Genomic DNA, 14,842 nt, shown 5'->3' with positions numbered 1-14,842 from the left:
CGGCTTAGCCCTTGTAGCTGGCGACGGCGGCGACGATCTTGTCCTGGGTCGCCTCGTCCAGATCGGCGTGCATCGGCAGGCTGAGGACCCGGTCCCTCAGCCGTTCGGTGATCGGCAAGCCGCCCGCACCCTGCGGGAAGCGCTGATAGGCCGGCTGGATGTGCATCGGCACCGGATAATAGACGGCGGTGGGCACGCCCTGATCCTTCAGGTGCGCGGCCAGACCGTCGCGATCCTCATGTTCGATCGTGTATTGCGCCCAGATAGAGACGCCGCCGTCGATGACGTGAGGCACGGCCGAGACATGGGGCGCGAGGCGTTCGTTGTAGCGGGCGGCGATCCGGTTGCGCCATTCGATCTCCTGACCGAAGACTTTCAGCTTCTCGATCAGGATGGCGGCCTGGATGGTGTCCAGCCGGCTGTTCATGCCGATGCGCATGGCCAGATATTTGGGGTCGTGGGCGAAGGCGGCGGCGCCGGCCTCCAGGTCCTTGGCGACGACCTTGCCGTGCACGCGAAGGGAATCCATTTCCTGCGCCAGATCGTCGTCGTCGGTCAGCACCGCACCGCCGTCGCCGTAGCAGCCCAGGGGCTTGGCCGGGAAGAAGCTGGTCGTGGTGACGTCGGCCCACTTCAGCGGATGATTGCCGTTCAGGGTGCAGCCGAAACCTTGCGCCGAATCCGAGATCAGCTTCAGCCCGTGGCGGTCGCAGACGGCGCGGATGGCGGGATAGTCGGCGGGCTGGCCGAACAGATCGACGGCGATGACCACCTTGGGCGTCAGGCGACCCTCGGCCTTGACCGCTTCAATGGCCGCCTCGAGCCTGGCCGGGTCCATATTGTAGGTGTGGTCGTCGACGTCCACGAACACGGGCGAGGCGCCCAGCCACGGCACGACCTCGGCCGTGGCCGTGAAGGTGAAGCTGGGGCAGAAGACGGCGTCGCCGGTGCGGACGCCCCAAGCGATTAACGGCAGGATCAGGGCGTCGGTGCCGTTGCCGCAACCCAAGGCGTATTTGGCCTGGCCGAAGGCGGCGAGGTCTGCCTCGAACTGACGGACCTGCGGACCCATGACCCAGGCGCCGCCGACGACGGCTTCCTGAACGGCGGCCTCGATCTTGCCGCCGAGGCGCTGGCGCTGGGCCTGAAGGTCGATGAAGGGGATCATGGGGGACGCTCTCCACGGGGGATCGGGTGCGGCGGCCGGACAGGCGGGCCGCGAATGTCGGGTCGTCCTAGCAAGATCGGGCGCGCGGGCCAAATCGCGCGGCGTCACATCGCGTTGCCCTTTGCTACCGCACACAGGCCTTGGCGCCCGTCGGCTGGCGTCCTAAGCCAGCGCCATGACGACGCTTTCCGCCGCCCGGACCAGGGTCTCGAACTGGCTGTTCGACCATGCCCTGCCGCTGTGGGCCGAGCGGGGCGTGGACGCGCAGGGGCGTTTCTTCGAGCAGCTGGATTTCGACGGCCGGCCGGTGATCGGTCTTCGTCGCCGCACACGTGTTCAGGCGCGTCAGATCTATGTTTTCTGCGAAGCGGCGGCCTTGGGATGGGCGCAGGGCCGTGCGGTGGCCAAGGCCGGGCTGGATCAACTGATAGCCGACCGCCGACGTGACGACGGCCTTTGGGTCGCGGCGACCGATGACGACGGCGTGGTCGTCGATGAGACGCCTGATCTTTACGACCTGGCCTTCGTTCTGTTCGCGCTCGCGGCGGCGCACCGCGTCCTGGATGATGCGCGAGCGCGGCCTCTGGCGCTTGAGACGCTGGCTGCGATCGATCGGTTGATGGCGTCTTCGCGGGGAGGATGGGAGGAGGCTCTGCCGCCACGCCTGCCGCGTCGTCAAAATCCCCACATGCATATGCTGGAGGCCATGCTGGCCTGGCAGGCGATCGCGCCCGATCCGGCGTTCGAGGCGGCGGCGCGGGCGTCGCTGGACCTGTGCAAACACCGCTTCCTGATCAACGGCGCGATCCGCGAATATTTCACTGAGAACTGGTCCGCCGAGCCGGCGACGGGTCATGTGATCGAGCCGGGCCACCTTGAAGAATGGGCCTGGCTGCTGAAACAGGACGGGGACGACTCAGATCTTGCCGCGGCGCTACATCGTCGGGCGGCGGCGCAGGGTTATCGCGACGGATTCGCGATCCGCGAGATCGGCCCGGCGGGAGAGGTGCTGGATGGCGGACGGCGCCTGTGGGCCCAGACCGAGGCCATTCGCACGGGGTTGAGTTTTGGCGACGCGGGCCTTCCACGGTTGATCGCCGCCGTGTTCGACACGCATCTGGCCACCGCTGTGCCGGGCCTATGGGTGGACAGCTACGACGCCGAAGGCCGCTCACACGATGCGGCGGCGCCCGCCTCCAGCCTCTACCACCTGATGACCGCCTTTTCGGAACTGCTTCGGAGCGACGTATGACCGGCCGGCCCGCCGCCTTTCTGGATCGGGACGGGGTGCTGATCGAGGACAGCGGTTATCCGCATCGGCCTGAGCATCTGAAGCTGATCCCCGGTGCGGCGGCGGCGGTGCGGCGGATGAACCAGGCCGGTTATCGCACCGTGATCGTGACGAACCAGTCGGGCGTGGCGCGGGGCCTGTTCAGCGAAGAGACGATGAACGCCTTCAACGATCTGCTGGTCGCGCGACTGGCCGAAGAGGGGGCGATTATCGACGCCGTCTATTCCGCGCCCTTCCATCCCGAGGCGATCGAGGCGCGCTATCGCCATCCCGACCACCCTGATCGCAAACCCAATCCGGGCATGTTGCTGCGCGCCATCGAAGAGCACGATCTGGACCCGACGCAGTCCTTCATCATCGGCGATCAGAAGCGCGATCTGCAGGCCGGTGAGCGGGCCGGGGTGGCGGGCTATCTTTTTGAAGGCGGCGATCTGGACGCTTTCGTGCGCGATGTGGTCGGTCTCTAGGACCGGACGTCGCATTTCCTTGGCTGGTGAATTACTCTGAGCCAAATCGGAGGAGATCGCCAATGAGCGCGCCCTATCCATTCGCTGAACGCCGTTGGACTTCGCCGGACGGCCTCTCTCTCTTTGCGCGGGATTATGCGCCCGGTCCCGGCGTGGCGCGGCCGCCGGTGATCGCCATTCACGGCCTGACCCGCAACAGCGCCGATTTCGAAGCCATAGCGCCGCTTCTGGCCCAAAGCGGGCGGCGGGTGCTGGCGGTGGATGTGCGCGGGCGCGGCCTGTCGGACCGTGCGCCCGACCCCATGACCTACATGCCCGACGTCTATGCGCGCGACGTTCTGGCCCTGATGGAGCAGGCTGGAATCGATCGAGCGGTCTTCGTCGGCACCTCCATGGGCGGGCTCATCACCATGGCGCTGACGGCGATCCGGCCCAAGGCGGTGGTCGCGGCGATCCTGAACGACATCGGGCCGGAGGTGGCGCCGGAAGGTCTGGCGCGGATCGCTGCCTACAGCGGTCAGCCGGTCGAGATCGGCTCCTGGGCCGATGCAGCGGCCTATACGAAGCGGATCAATTCGGTGGCCTTCCCGCTCTATACGGATGCGGACTGGGACGCCTTCGCGCGACGCATTTTCCGCCAGCAGCCCGACGGCGAGATCGCGCTGGACTACGATCCCGACATCGCCGTGCCGATCCGCGCGGCGGGGGCCAAGGCGTTGGTCCCCAATCTGTGGCCCATGTTCGGGCGGCTGGCGAAGAAGAGGCCGACGCTGCTGGTGCGGGGAGCCAACTCCGACTTGCTGAGCGCCGACATCGCCGCGCGCATGAAGAAGGCGGCCCCGACCATGGCCTATGTCGAGGTTCCCGGCATCGGCCACGCGCCCATGTTGGACGAGGCCGAGGCCAAGGCGGCGATCTTCGAATTCCTGGCCGAGGTCGATTAGTCCCTGGTCGGATCGACCCGTGACGTATCGCCGTAGGTCAGGGCCAGGAAGACGTCCTCCAGGTCCGGATCTTCGGTGGTGATGTCAGCGATGGTGACGCCGGCGGCGCGCACGGCGTTGATGACCTGTTCGACCGACGACTGCCCCTTCTTGTAGGCGACCGCGAAGGCGCCGCCCGGACGGGGCGTGACCTCGAAGCCAGCCAGCACCGGCGGCGTCGCCTGGGGCGTTTCCGGGGTCACGACCACATTGCGACTGTCCAGACGGCGCAATAGCTGCGGCGTCGGTTCGCAGGCCACAACCTCGCCCCGGTTGACGATGGCGATGGTGTCGCAAAGCTCCTGCGCCTCTTCGAGATAGTGGGTGGTCAGGACGATGGTCACCCCCTCTTCGTTGATGCGGCGGACATAGGCCCACAGCTGGCGACGCAGTTCGACATCCACGCCGGCCGTCGGCTCGTCCAGGATCAGGATGGGCGGATTGTGGACCAGGGCCTTGGCCACCATCAGGCGGCGCTTCATGCCGCCGGACAGGGCGCGGACATAGGCGTTAGCCTTGTCCGACAGGCCCAGCGCGGCCAACAGTTCGTCGGACCGGCGCTCATCCTTGGGCACGCCGTAAAAGCCCGCCTGCACCTCCAGCGATTCGCGCGGGGTGAAGAAGACGTCGGCGACGATCTCCTGCGGCACGACGCCCAGGGCGGCGGCGGCGTCGCGCGGCTCCTTGTCGATGTCCCGGCCCCAGATGGTCACAGAGCCTTCGGACTTCTTCACCACCCCGGCCAGGATGTTGATCAGGGTCGACTTGCCGGCGCCGTTCGGGCCCAGCAGGCCGAAGACCGAGCCGCGCGGAATGACCAGGTCGACGCCGCGCAGGGCCGTCTTGGGCGCAGCCTTCTTGGACCCGGCATAGGTCTTCTTCAGTCCCCGCACCTCGATGGCGTTGTCGGGCAGGGCGGGGGTCTCAGACATGGTCAGCTATTCACTCGGGCGGGACGGCGAGCGGCATAGGTAGGGCGAGGGACCGCATTCGCCAACCTGTCTAACCGACAGTATTAGACAAGCAGGCCTGTCCATGTGTCAATGGTGCTTGACTTGCACGTTTTGCGTGTCTAGCCTGCTTGTCATAAAGACAACTGAACTTGATGGAGACCGCCATGACCCCCGTTCACAAAGCCAAGACGCCTCTGACCCGCACCCGCCTGCTAGGCTTCGTCGCCATGGCGGTCTGCGCCATTGGCTACATCGGTGGAGGACTGGCGCTGCTGGCGGGCAAGACCGATCAGATCGAGATGACGCATGCCGCCATCGCCGGCGCCGCCCTGCTGCTGATCGGCGAGATCGGTCTGTGGGTCGGCGCGGCCTGTCTGGGCCTGACCCTGTTCAAGAAGCGCAAGGCGATGCTGAACCGTCTTCTGGGCCGTCGCCCGGCGGCGCCCAGCGAGGTTTGACCTTCGGGGCCGGTCCGCCTAGGAAGCCCGCAAGCCTTTCAGACCCGGACCGGACCATGCCTCCCCGCCATTCCGACGCCATCATCCCGCCGCCCGAAGAGATCGTCGTCTCGACCAAACGCGTGGCCTGCGACGGCGGCGGCGGAGCCCTGGGTCATCCGCTGGTCTATATGGACATGGGCGAGGACGACTTCATCGAGTGCGGCTATTGCGACCGGCGTTTCGTTCTGTCAGCCCAGGCCCACGACGAAAACGAATATTTGAGCCCGGCGGCCCGCGCGCCCGAGGCCCACTGAGGCCGTAACCTCAGTTCAGTCGCGGTGTCGCGGCGGTTGGGTCTATAGACGGCTGACACGCTGTTCGGACGGAGACGAGCCTTGCGCTATCTGCACACCATGGTCCGGGTAAAGGACATCGACGCCTCGCTGCACTTCTATTGCGACCTTCTGGGTCTGCAGGAGGTGCGCCGCACCGAGAACGAGGCGGGCCGGTTCACGCTTGTGTTTCTCGCCGCGCCCAAGAATCTGGAACAGTCGGCGGCGGAACGCTGCCCCGAGGTCGAGCTGACGTTCAACTGGGATCCGGAAGAGTATCAGGGCGGCCGCAACTTCGGTCACTTGGCCTATAAGGTCGATGACATCTACGCCGCCTGCCAGAAGTTGATGGACGGCGGGGTGACGATCAACCGTCCGCCGCGCGACGGCAACATGGCCTTCGTCCGCTCGCCCGACGGCATCTCCATCGAACTGCTTCAGGAAGGCGCGCCGCTGGCGCCGGCCGAGCCCTGGGCCTCCATGCCGAACGTCGGCGCCTGGTGATGACGGCGCGGACGGCGGCTCTGCTGACGGTTGCGGCGGTCGTGCTGTCGGCCTGCGCCTCGACCACCGAGAGCAACACCGGCCGTACGGCGACGGAGCAGCTGCTCTTGGCGCGCGCCTCGGACCGGGCGGTCGAGGGGTTGGTCCTGCCGCTGCCGACGGGCGCTTCGGTCTTCATCGACGACGCCTATTTCCAGGGCGAGGGCACCCGCTACGCCGTCAGCGCGATCCGCGGCGCGATCTCGGACGCCGGTTTCAGTCTGGCCCGCAACAAGGACGAGGCGAACGCCGTGTTCGAAATCCGCGCCGGCGCTCTGTCGCTGGAGCAGATGCGGCGCGTCTTCGGTATTCCCGAGATGCGGATCCCGATCAACGAGACCTTCAACGTCGTCTCCCTGCCGGAACTGTCGGTCTACAGCCACCGCGACCGGGTCGGGGTCGCCGAGTTTTCCGGCTTCCTCTACGAAGCCAAGACCGGTGCGCCGCTGGGCGCCGTCGTGCCGATGATCGGCACGTATCGTATCCGCAGCCACAAGGCCTTCATGGTCGTGTCCTGGGGCCAGCAGCAGGCCCAGCCGGGTCAACGTGATCCGGGATCGAGCTGGACCGAATTCTGACGCTGACGCGGGGGCGTAGGAGCCCTATGTTCCCGCCATGACCGAGACGACTGCGCCCGAAAATCCAGAGACCGAACGCCCGATGACGCAGGGCGGCCCTGCGCTGCGGCTTTGGATGATCGACGCCTCGGCCTACATCTTTCGCGCCTATCACGCCCTGCCGCCCCTGACGCGCAAGTCTGACGGCTTGCCGGTCGGCGCGGTCCAGGGCTACTGCAACATGTTGTGGAAGCTGCTGAAGGACATGAAGGGAGCCGATGGCCCGACGCACCTGGTGGCCATCTTCGACCATTCGGAAATGACGTTCCGCAACACCCTGTATGATCAGTACAAGGCCCATCGCCCGCCGCCGCCCGAGGACCTGGTCCCGCAGTTTCCGCTGGTGCGCGAGGCGACGGCGGCGTTCGGCGTGCATTGCGTTGAACTGCCCGGCTATGAGGCCGACGACCTGATCGCCACCTACGCTTGCAAGGCGCGCGATGCAGGCGGGGAGGCGGTGATCGTCTCGTCCGACAAGGATCTGATGCAGCTGATCGGCGGCGGCGTCGTGATGTGGGATCCGATGAAGGACCGGCGTCTGGCCGAGCCTGAGGTCTTCGAAAAGTTCGGCGTCGGCCCGGACAAGATGGTCGATCTGCAGGCCCTGATCGGCGACAGCGTGGACAACGTCCCCGGCGCGCCAGGCATTGGGCCGAAGACGGCGGCGCAGCTGCTGGACGAATACGGCGATCTGGACACCCTGCTGGCCAACGCCGGCGAGATCAAACAGCCCAAGCGTCGCCAGACGCTGATCGACTTCGCCGACCAGATCCGGCTGTCGCGCGAACTGGTGCGCCTCACCTGCGATGCGCCGGCGCCCGAGGCGATCGAGGATTTCGCCGTGCGCGATCCCGATCCCGCAATCCTGTCGGCCTTCTTAGAGACGATGGAGTTCCGCTCGCTTCAGCGCCGCGTCGGCGACGGCAAGGCCGGGCCCAGCGACGTTTCCGCCTTTGCGCCCAAGCGTGCGCCGAACCTGAACGCGCCCGTCGCCACCCCTCGCTATGGCCAGGTCGTCGAAGGTCCGGCCGAGGTCCAGACCTTCGATCACGCGGCTTACGAATGCGTCCAGACCGAAGAGGCGCTGGATCGCTGGATCGCGCGCGCGACGGAGGTCGGCGTCGTCGGCTTCGACACTGAGACCGATACGTTGTCGGCGACCCATGCGGGCCTGTGCGGCGTTTCGCTGGCTGTGGGGCCGAACGAGGCCTGCTACATCCCCCTGACGCACGAGCATGAGCCGCAGGCCGGCGAGGGTGGTTTGTTTGGCGAAGCAGGCGAAGCGCCAGAGCCGATCCATCAGCTCGACAAGCCTACGACCCTGGCCAAGCTGAAGACGTTGCTGGAAGATCCGTCGGTCCTGAAGGTGCTTCAGAACGCCAAGTACGACATCGCCGTCATGGCGCGTCGGGGCATCCGCGTCGCGCCCTATGACGACACGATGCTGATCTCCTATGTGCTGGAGGGCGGGCTTCACGGGCACGGCATGGACGAGTTGGCGCGCCTGCACCTGGGCCACGAGCCGATTCCGTTCAAGAGCGTCGCGGGGACCGGCAAGAGCCAGAAATCCTTCAAGCACGTCGCGCTGAAGCCCGCCTCGGAATATGCGGCCGAGGATGCGGACGTGACCCTGCGGCTGTGGCGTATTCTGAAACCGCGTCTGGCGCGTGAGGGCCTGTCCACCGTCTATGAGACGCTGGAGCGCGGCATGCCGACGGTGCTGGCGGACATGGAGTTGAACGGGGTTCGCATCGATCCCGACCGGCTGAAGCGGCTATCCAGCGAGTTCGGTTTGCGCATGGCCGAGCTGGAGGCCCAGGCTCATGAGATCGCCGGGCGGCCCTTCAATATCGGCTCGCCGCGTCAGATCGGCGAGATCCTGTTCGGCGAACTGAACCTCCCGGGCGGCAAGAAGACCGCCTCGGGCCAATGGGGCACCGACGCCAGCGTGCTGGAGGAACTGGCGCTAAGCCACGATCTGCCGCGCGCGATCCTGGACTGGCGCCAACTGTCAAAGCTGAAGGGCACCTATACCGACGCCCTGACCGCCGCCGCCGATCCCGCGACCGACCGGGTCCACACCAGCTATCAACTGGCCGCCGCCACCACGGGCCGTCTGGCGTCCAGCGATCCCAACCTGCAGAACATCCCGATCCGCACCGAGACGGGTCGCGAGATCCGCCAGGCCTTCATCGCCGCGCCCGGCAATGTCCTGATCAGCGCTGACTACAGCCAGATCGAGCTGCGCCTTTTGGCCCACATCGGCGACATCCCCGAGCTGAAGCGCGCCTTCAAGGCGGGACTGGATATTCACGCCGCGACAGCCTCGGAGATGTTCGGCGTGCCGGTCGAGGGCATGCCGTCCGAGACCCGCCGGCGCGCCAAGGCCATCAACTTCGGCATCGTCTACGGCATTTCGGCCTTCGGCCTAGCCAACCAGCTGGGCATCGATCAGGGCGAGGCGGGGGCCTATATCAAGACCTACTTCGAACGCTTCCCAGGCATCCGCGCCTATATGGACAAGACCAAGGCGGAGGTGCGCCAGACCGGCTTCGTCTCGACCGTCTTCGGCCGTCGCATCCACATCCCGGCCATTCATTCGAAGTCCGGCGCCGAGCGCCAGTTCGGAGAGCGCGCCGCCATCAACGCCCCGATCCAAGGCGCAGCCGCCGACATCATCCGCCGCGCCATGATCCGCATGCCCGACGCCCTGACCGAAGCGGGCTTCAGCACGCGCATGCTGCTTCAGGTCCACGACGAACTGGTGTTCGAGGCGCCGGAAGCCGAGGCCGACCGCGCGATCGCCGTCATCAAACGCGTGATGGAGAACGCTGCAGACCCGGCCGTGGCCCTGACAGTTCCGCTGGTGGTGGATGCCCGCGCGGCGTCCAACTGGGACGCGGCGCACTAGGATCGGGCTAGGCGGCGATCATGCCGATGTCGTCGGGGAGTTCGCCGCGGCCGAGCAGGCCGGTTTCGAAGTCCATGAAAATGTCCATCAGCTCCTCGACGTTCACCGGAGCGGCGGAGGAGCCGAAGCGGAAGCGCCAGTAGCTGACGATGTGCTGGACGGCGCCCAGCTGATCGCCCAGCTTGGCGAACATTGAGGGGGCGTCCAGGAGGAAGTCGCGGAAGGCGATGGGGCGGCCTTCTTGCGTCAATTTGGCGTAGGCGTCGTCATAGACCCGCAGGGTTCTGCTGACCTCGTCGCAGGTCTTGATGATGCGCCCGCGCAGGACATCGCGGCTGCGCGCCAGATATTCCTTGGCGGCGTGATCGACCTTGCCGACGGGCTTGATGGTGCGCACGGCCTCGGCGACGCCGGCGACCTCGCCCAGCAGGGCGGCCAGCGTCCATTTGTAATAGAGGAAGCCTTTCCAGCAGAAGACGCCCTCTTGATATTGTTCGGGCGCCAGGCGCAGGGTCAGTCGCAGGGCGTCCAGCTGATCGCCGGGCGTGTTCGACAGAATCTTGGCCGCCATCCGCCCGGCCGAATCCGAGTTCACTGCGATCGTGTCCGCGCCCAGGCTGAGCGTCACCAGCGGCTCGATCTCGCTGCGGACGAAGGCCAGCATGCGCTGAAGATCGCTGTCGCTGATCGAGAAGTAGCAGGGCGAGGGGTCCAGGCCGCCGCGACGCAGCTGTTCACGCAGCAGGAAGGGATCCAAAGACGGCAGTTTGTCGATCAGGCGCAGGGTTTCGATGTCCGGATGGTTGGGCGCGACGCCGAACGCCTCCATCATCATTCGCTCGAAGCCGATCTGATTGACGAAGACGTATCGGCCGCCGGTCTTCAGGTCCGCATCGTCGATAGGGATGACCACCTTGGTCGCGACCTGGCGTCGGCCGGTGAAAAGATCGGTCTCGTTGCGCCGTAGACGATGCTTGATGATCAGAGCGCGGTTCAGCGCCGCCGTGCGGAAGATCGGACGCGCCGCCCAGTCGGGATTGCGCACGGCGCCGTCGGGCGCGCTGTCGCCGTTCTCCTCCCACACGCGCAGCAGGTTGAGCACGCGAGCGGTGGAAGCCGAGCTTTTGAGATGCTCCAGGTTGCGGACGGCGCGATCAGTCATGGGCTGACGCTACGCCAACAAATGTCACCAATGGCTTAGCTTGGCTGTTAAAATATCCTTGGTCGTCGAATTTCAGATCAATAGGCGGCTGAGCCCTGTCCTTCCGGCCCTTTGACGCGCCGCGCTGGCGCGTGACAGCGATCCGGGTCTAGAACGACGGCATGCAGATTTTCGACATTCTGATCATCCTCGCGATCCTGGCCGTGACGGTCACGCTGGGCTTCGGCCTCTATTCGCTGTTCCGGGGCGGAGAGTATGCGCGCAGCCATTCCAACAAGCTGATGCGGCTGCGCGTCGGGCTTCAGGCGGTCGCCGTCATCCTGCTGGTCGTCGGCATGTTGTGGAAGGCGACGCAGGGGGCCTGATCATGGTGACGCTGAACAAGATCTACACCCGCACGGGCGATGACGGTCGCACGCGGCTGGCGTCCGGCGCGCCGGTGTCCAAGAGCGATGCCCGGGTCGAGGCCTATGGCGCGGTGGATGAGCTGAACGCGGTGATCGGGGTCGCCCGGCTGAACAGCGGCCAGAACGACCGGATCGACGCCATGCTGGGCCGGATCCAGAATGAGCTGTTCGACCTGGGCGCCGATCTGGCTACGCCCCTGGACCCTCCGCCTGCGTGGGAGGCCCTGCGCATCGTCGAGGGTCAGGTTGCGCGGCTGGAGCAGGAAATCGACTGGATGAACGAGAGCCTGAAGGCGCTCGACAGCTTCATCCTGCCGGGCGGCGCGCCCTTGTCGGCCCATCTGCACGTCGCGCGCACCGTCTGCCGACGGGCCGAACGGGAGGCGGTGCGTCTGATCGAAAACGGCGAGGCCGTGAATGTCGAGGCGGTCAAATATCTGAACCGCCTGTCCGACCATCTTTTCGTCGCCGCGCGACGCGCCAACGCCAACGGCGCCAGCGACATCAAATGGAAGCCCGGCGCGACCCGCTAGGCGAAGCCGGTCAGGCGGCGGGACGCGCCGCCGCCAGTGCGGCTTTCTGACGCTCGGCCTCTGCGGCGCGGGCGCGGCCCTGGGCGGCGAGGTCCTGTTCGATGCGAACCAGCTCGCGATTCTTCTCGGCCGAAGCCTCGGCGCGCGACACGCCGTTTGGGCGGCCGGTGATCTGGGCGATGGAGATGGGCTGGGCGCAGATGCGGCTTTCCATATCGTACCATTTGCCTGCCGCCTCGCACCGTTTGCCGGGCGCGACCCAGTAGTCCTGCAGGGCGAAAATCCCGACGACCGTGATGCCGAACAGGCCGAAGAAGATCATCGCCAGGCGGGGAAAGGTCAGGAAACGCTTCATCTCGTGGTCCGTTGGATAGGGATCGAAGCCACAGCTTGACCCCGCGTTACGTTGACAGGCCTTCGCGACCGCTCCATGTCCTGCCCACACATTCAGGCGATTTCACGGATAGACCCATGAAGGTACTCGTCCCCGTCAAACGGGTGATCGACTATAACGTCAAGGCCCGCGTCAAGGCGGATCAGTCGGGCGTCGATCTGGCCAACGTCAAGATGAGCATGAACCCCTTCGACGAGATCGCCGTCGAAGAGGCGGTTCGTCTGAAGGAAGGCAAGGAACACCATGCCGCCGGCACCGCGACGGAAATCGTCGTGGTCTCCATCGGCGTCACCCAGGCGCAGGAAACCATCCGCACGGCGCTGGCCATGGGCGCCGATCGAGGTCTGCTGATCCAGTCGGACACGGATCTTGAGCCGCTGGCGGTCGCCAAGCTGCTGAAGGCGGTGGTCGAGGAAGAAAAGCCCGACCTGGTCCTGATGGGCAAACAGTCGATCGACGGCGACAACAATGCGGTGGGCCAGATGCTGGCCGCCCTGCTAGACTGGCCCCAGGCGACCTTCGCCGGGAAACTGGTGATCGATGCCGGCAAGGCCACGGTCACGCGCGAGGTCGATGGCGGTCTGCAGACGATCGCCGCCGAACTGCCGGCGGTGGTGACAGTGGACCTGCGGCTGAACACGCCGCGCTACGCCTCCCTGCCGAACATCATGAAGGCCAAGAAGAAGGAGATCGCCATGAAGGCGGTCGCCGACTACGGCGTCGATGTCGCCGACCGCCTGAAGGTCATCAAGGTCACCGAGCCGCCCAAGCGGTCGGCCGGCGTCAAGGTGGCCGATGCGGCCGAACTGGTTTCCAAGCTCAAGTCTGCGGGAGCGCTGTAATATGGCTGTCCTCGTCATCGCCGATCACGACGGTTCGACCGTTCGCGACACCACCCACAAGACCGTGACCGCCGCGCTGGGCCTGTCGTCCGATGTGGACGTCCTGGTCCTGGTGCAGGGGGCGCAGGCCGCCGCCGACAGCGCCGCCAAGATCGCGGGCGTCCGCAAGGTGCTGCTGGCTGATAGCGCCGGTCTGGGCAAGATGCTGGCTGAGGCGGTCGAGGCGACCGTCCTGCCGCTGGCCGGGGGCTACGACGCCATCCTGACGCCTGCGACCACGGACGGAAAGAACTTCGCCCCGCGTCTGGCCGCCAAGCTGGACGTCGCGCCGATCTCGGACATCATCGAGGTGGTGTCGGCCGATACCTTCGTGCGCCCCATCTATGCCGGCAATGCGCTGGAGACGATCCAGTCGGCCGACGCCAAGAAGGTGATCACGGTGCGCCCGACCGCCTTCGCCGCCGCCGCCGAAGGCGGATCGGCTGCGGTCGAGAGCGTCGCCGGCGCCGATGCGCCCAAGACGGCCTTCGTGTCCGAGGAAATGGTCAAGTCGGACCGGCCCGAACTGGGCGCCGCCAAGATCATCGTCTCGGGCGGTCGCGCCCTGGGCTCGGCGGATGAGTTCCATGCCGTGATGGAGCCGCTCGCCGACAAGCTGGGCGCCGCCATCGGCGCCTCGCGCGCGGCGGTCGACGCCGGCTATGCGCCCAACGACTATCAGGTCGGTCAGACCGGCAAGGTGGTCGCCCCGGCGCTCTACATCGCGATCGGCATCTCGGGCGCCATTCAGCACCTGGCCGGGATGAAGGATTCCAAGACCATCGTCGCCATCAACAAGGATGCGGACGCCCCGATCTTCCAGGTCGCGGACTATGGTCTGGTCGGCGACTACAAGACGGTTGTGCCGGAACTGATGGCCGCCTTGGGCTAGGCCCAGGTCGCATCGATCTGAAAAGGGCGCGGCGCCGATCGGAGCCGCGCCCTTTTTCTTGCCCGCAGAGGACCGCATGGCGAATTTGCCTGTAAGGCTGCAGCCCGGCGCTGCGGCCGACCGCATCGATGGGTGGAAGAGCGACGCCGAGGGTCGACGCGTGCTCAAGGTGCGCGTCCGCGCCCGCCCGATCGAGGGAGAGGCCAATGACGCCCTGATCCGACTGCTGGCCAAAAGTCTCGGCGTCCCGAAGTCGTCGGTCAGCCTGGGACGCGGCGGACAGTCGCGCTCGAAGATGCTCGTCGTGCAGGGCCTGGATGACGAAGAGCTGCGTTTGCGCCTCGCCGACGGTCTTTCTGGCGATTGAGGAGAGCCATCCGGCCGATTGGTGCGTTCTGCATCGGAACAGGAGACCAGCCCAATGACGATGGACGCCCGCATCCTCCACGCCCGCAGCGGCGTCACGCTCGAGCTGAAGGGCGATGTCTACGCGGTCTCAAGCTTGCGGTTGTCCGACCCGGCGACCTTCTCGGAAGAGGCGGACGCCCAGCGCGCCTTCGATGATGAGGTCGCGGCCTCTGAGCAGGATCCGGAACTGATGTCGCGTCTCGGCGGGGCCTGAAACGGCGAAACGCCCGGATTTGCAGGCCCCGAATAGGCTCGAGGACTGCGATTCCTGATCGACGATCATGAGTCTGCGAGAAACTTCCCCTGTCTTGTCAGAATCCGCTTGCTGACAAATCCGCGTCTCCGTATAGAGCCGCCTCGCTCGGAAACGGGCCGGCCGGCGGGGCGGCGGGGATGAAAATCTCCAACGTCCCACGAAAGAAAGAGTTGAAAAACGTCTTGCTTTCATCGGTTGGTTTCA

Annotated in this window: 18 protein-coding genes; 14 read left to right on the top strand and 4 right to left on the bottom strand. The window is 66.1% G+C overall.

Annotated elements, in window-relative coordinates:
- Window positions 1–4: 4 nt before the first annotated feature.
- On the bottom strand, window positions 5–1,168 hold the full coding sequence (locus VH88_RS08905; RefSeq protein ID WP_045810936.1) for a DegT/DnrJ/EryC1/StrS aminotransferase family protein: 1,164 nt from the start codon (window positions 1,166–1,168) through the stop codon (window positions 5–7).
- Between the two features lie 175 nt (window positions 1,169–1,343).
- On the opposite strand from VH88_RS08905, the gene VH88_RS08900 reads away from it, so the two are divergent.
- The 3 genes from VH88_RS08900 (at window position 1,344) to VH88_RS08890 (ending at window position 3,870) form a co-directional block, all read left to right on the top strand.
- Window positions 1,344–2,420 (top strand): AGE family epimerase/isomerase, encoded by a 1,077-nt coding sequence (locus VH88_RS08900; RefSeq protein WP_045810935.1) that lies wholly within the window; start codon window positions 1,344–1,346, stop codon window positions 2,418–2,420.
- Entirely contained in the window at window positions 2,417–2,926 is a 510-nt protein-coding gene (locus VH88_RS08895) for an HAD-IIIA family hydrolase (protein WP_045810934.1), read from the top strand. The genes VH88_RS08900 and VH88_RS08895 overlap by 4 nt, the downstream gene beginning before the upstream one ends.
- A 62-nt stretch (window positions 2,927–2,988) precedes the next feature.
- Window positions 2,989–3,870 (top strand): alpha/beta fold hydrolase, encoded by an 882-nt coding sequence (locus VH88_RS08890; protein WP_045810933.1) that lies wholly within the window; start codon window positions 2,989–2,991, stop codon window positions 3,868–3,870.
- Here the strand turns inward: VH88_RS08890 and VH88_RS08885 are convergent.
- Complete coding sequence (locus VH88_RS08885) at window positions 3,867–4,841, bottom strand: ABC transporter ATP-binding protein (protein WP_045810932.1); 975 nt, start codon at window positions 4,839–4,841, stop codon at window positions 3,867–3,869. The genes VH88_RS08890 and VH88_RS08885 overlap by 4 nt on opposite strands.
- A gap of 185 nt (window positions 4,842–5,026) precedes the next feature.
- Between VH88_RS08885 and VH88_RS08880 the strand changes: the two genes are divergently transcribed.
- From VH88_RS08880 to polA, 5 genes are all read left to right on the top strand, one after another.
- Window positions 5,027–5,320 carry a hypothetical protein gene (locus tag VH88_RS08880; protein ID WP_231576630.1) on the top strand — a complete coding sequence of 98 codons (294 nt, stop codon included), beginning with the start codon at window positions 5,027–5,029 and terminating at the stop codon, window positions 5,318–5,320.
- Between the two features lie 56 nt (window positions 5,321–5,376).
- The gene (locus VH88_RS08875) at window positions 5,377–5,616 is read left to right on the top strand and encodes a zinc-finger domain-containing protein (protein ID WP_017505425.1); all 240 of its coding nucleotides are present in this window, start codon (window positions 5,377–5,379) and stop codon (window positions 5,614–5,616) included.
- Window positions 5,617–5,697: 81 nt separating this feature from the next.
- Window positions 5,698–6,138 carry a VOC family protein gene (locus tag VH88_RS08870; RefSeq protein WP_017505426.1) on the top strand — a complete coding sequence of 147 codons (441 nt, stop codon included), beginning with the start codon at window positions 5,698–5,700 and terminating at the stop codon, window positions 6,136–6,138.
- Window positions 6,138–6,755 (top strand): DUF6655 family protein, encoded by a 618-nt coding sequence (locus VH88_RS08865; protein WP_017505427.1) that lies wholly within the window; start codon window positions 6,138–6,140, stop codon window positions 6,753–6,755. The genes VH88_RS08870 and VH88_RS08865 overlap by 1 nt, the downstream gene beginning before the upstream one ends.
- Window positions 6,756–6,792: 37 nt before the next feature.
- Complete coding sequence (gene polA / locus VH88_RS08860) at window positions 6,793–9,705, top strand: DNA polymerase I (protein ID WP_045810930.1); 2,913 nt, start codon at window positions 6,793–6,795, stop codon at window positions 9,703–9,705.
- A gap of 7 nt (window positions 9,706–9,712) precedes the next feature.
- Here the strand turns inward: polA and VH88_RS08855 are convergent, their stop codons facing one another.
- Window positions 9,713–10,867 carry a hypothetical protein gene (locus VH88_RS08855; protein ID WP_045810929.1) on the bottom strand — a complete coding sequence of 385 codons (1,155 nt, stop codon included), beginning with the start codon at window positions 10,865–10,867 and terminating at the stop codon, window positions 9,713–9,715.
- A gap of 161 nt (window positions 10,868–11,028) precedes the next feature.
- Here VH88_RS08855 and VH88_RS08850 point away from each other — a divergent pair, with 161 nt between their 5' ends.
- Both VH88_RS08850 and VH88_RS08845 read left to right on the top strand, forming a co-directional pair.
- Window positions 11,029–11,232, top strand: coding sequence for a twin transmembrane helix small protein (locus tag VH88_RS08850; protein WP_045810928.1), 204 nt, complete (start codon window positions 11,029–11,031; stop codon window positions 11,230–11,232).
- Between the two features lie 2 nt (window positions 11,233–11,234).
- The gene (locus VH88_RS08845) at window positions 11,235–11,807 is read left to right on the top strand and encodes a cob(I)yrinic acid a,c-diamide adenosyltransferase (RefSeq protein ID WP_045810927.1); all 573 of its coding nucleotides are present in this window, start codon (window positions 11,235–11,237) and stop codon (window positions 11,805–11,807) included.
- A 10-nt stretch (window positions 11,808–11,817) separates the two neighbouring features.
- Here the strand turns inward: VH88_RS08845 and VH88_RS08840 are convergent, their stop codons facing one another.
- The gene (locus VH88_RS08840) at window positions 11,818–12,162 is read right to left on the bottom strand and encodes a hypothetical protein (protein WP_017505432.1); all 345 of its coding nucleotides are present in this window, start codon (window positions 12,160–12,162) and stop codon (window positions 11,818–11,820) included.
- A 116-nt stretch (window positions 12,163–12,278) separates the two neighbouring features.
- Here VH88_RS08840 and VH88_RS08835 point away from each other — a divergent pair, with 116 nt between their 5' ends.
- The 4 genes from VH88_RS08835 to VH88_RS08820 all read left to right on the top strand — a co-directional run bounded on the left by VH88_RS08835 (window position 12,279) and on the right by VH88_RS08820 (window position 14,596).
- Window positions 12,279–13,043, top strand: coding sequence for an electron transfer flavoprotein subunit beta/FixA family protein (locus tag VH88_RS08835; protein WP_017505433.1), 765 nt, complete (start codon window positions 12,279–12,281; stop codon window positions 13,041–13,043).
- Between the two features lies 1 nt (window position 13,044).
- Entirely contained in the window at window positions 13,045–13,974 is a 930-nt protein-coding gene (locus VH88_RS08830) for an electron transfer flavoprotein subunit alpha/FixB family protein (protein WP_017505434.1), read from the top strand.
- Between the two features lie 76 nt (window positions 13,975–14,050).
- Window positions 14,051–14,341, top strand: a complete 291-nt coding sequence (locus VH88_RS08825) for a DUF167 domain-containing protein (protein WP_017505435.1) — start codon at window positions 14,051–14,053, stop codon at window positions 14,339–14,341.
- 54 nt (window positions 14,342–14,395) lie between these two features.
- Window positions 14,396–14,596: a hypothetical protein gene (locus tag VH88_RS08820; RefSeq protein ID WP_017505436.1), complete on the top strand. Its 201-nt coding sequence runs from the start codon at window positions 14,396–14,398 to the stop codon at window positions 14,594–14,596.
- Window positions 14,597–14,842 lie beyond the last annotated feature (246 nt).

This window comes from Brevundimonas sp. KM4 (genome assembly GCF_000964075.1).
In the GTDB taxonomy this organism is placed as follows: Bacteria; Pseudomonadota; Alphaproteobacteria; order Caulobacterales; family Caulobacteraceae; genus Brevundimonas; species Brevundimonas huaxiensis.
Note: the sequence above shows the minus strand (reverse complement) of the source record. Positions and strands in the feature narration are given on the sequence as shown.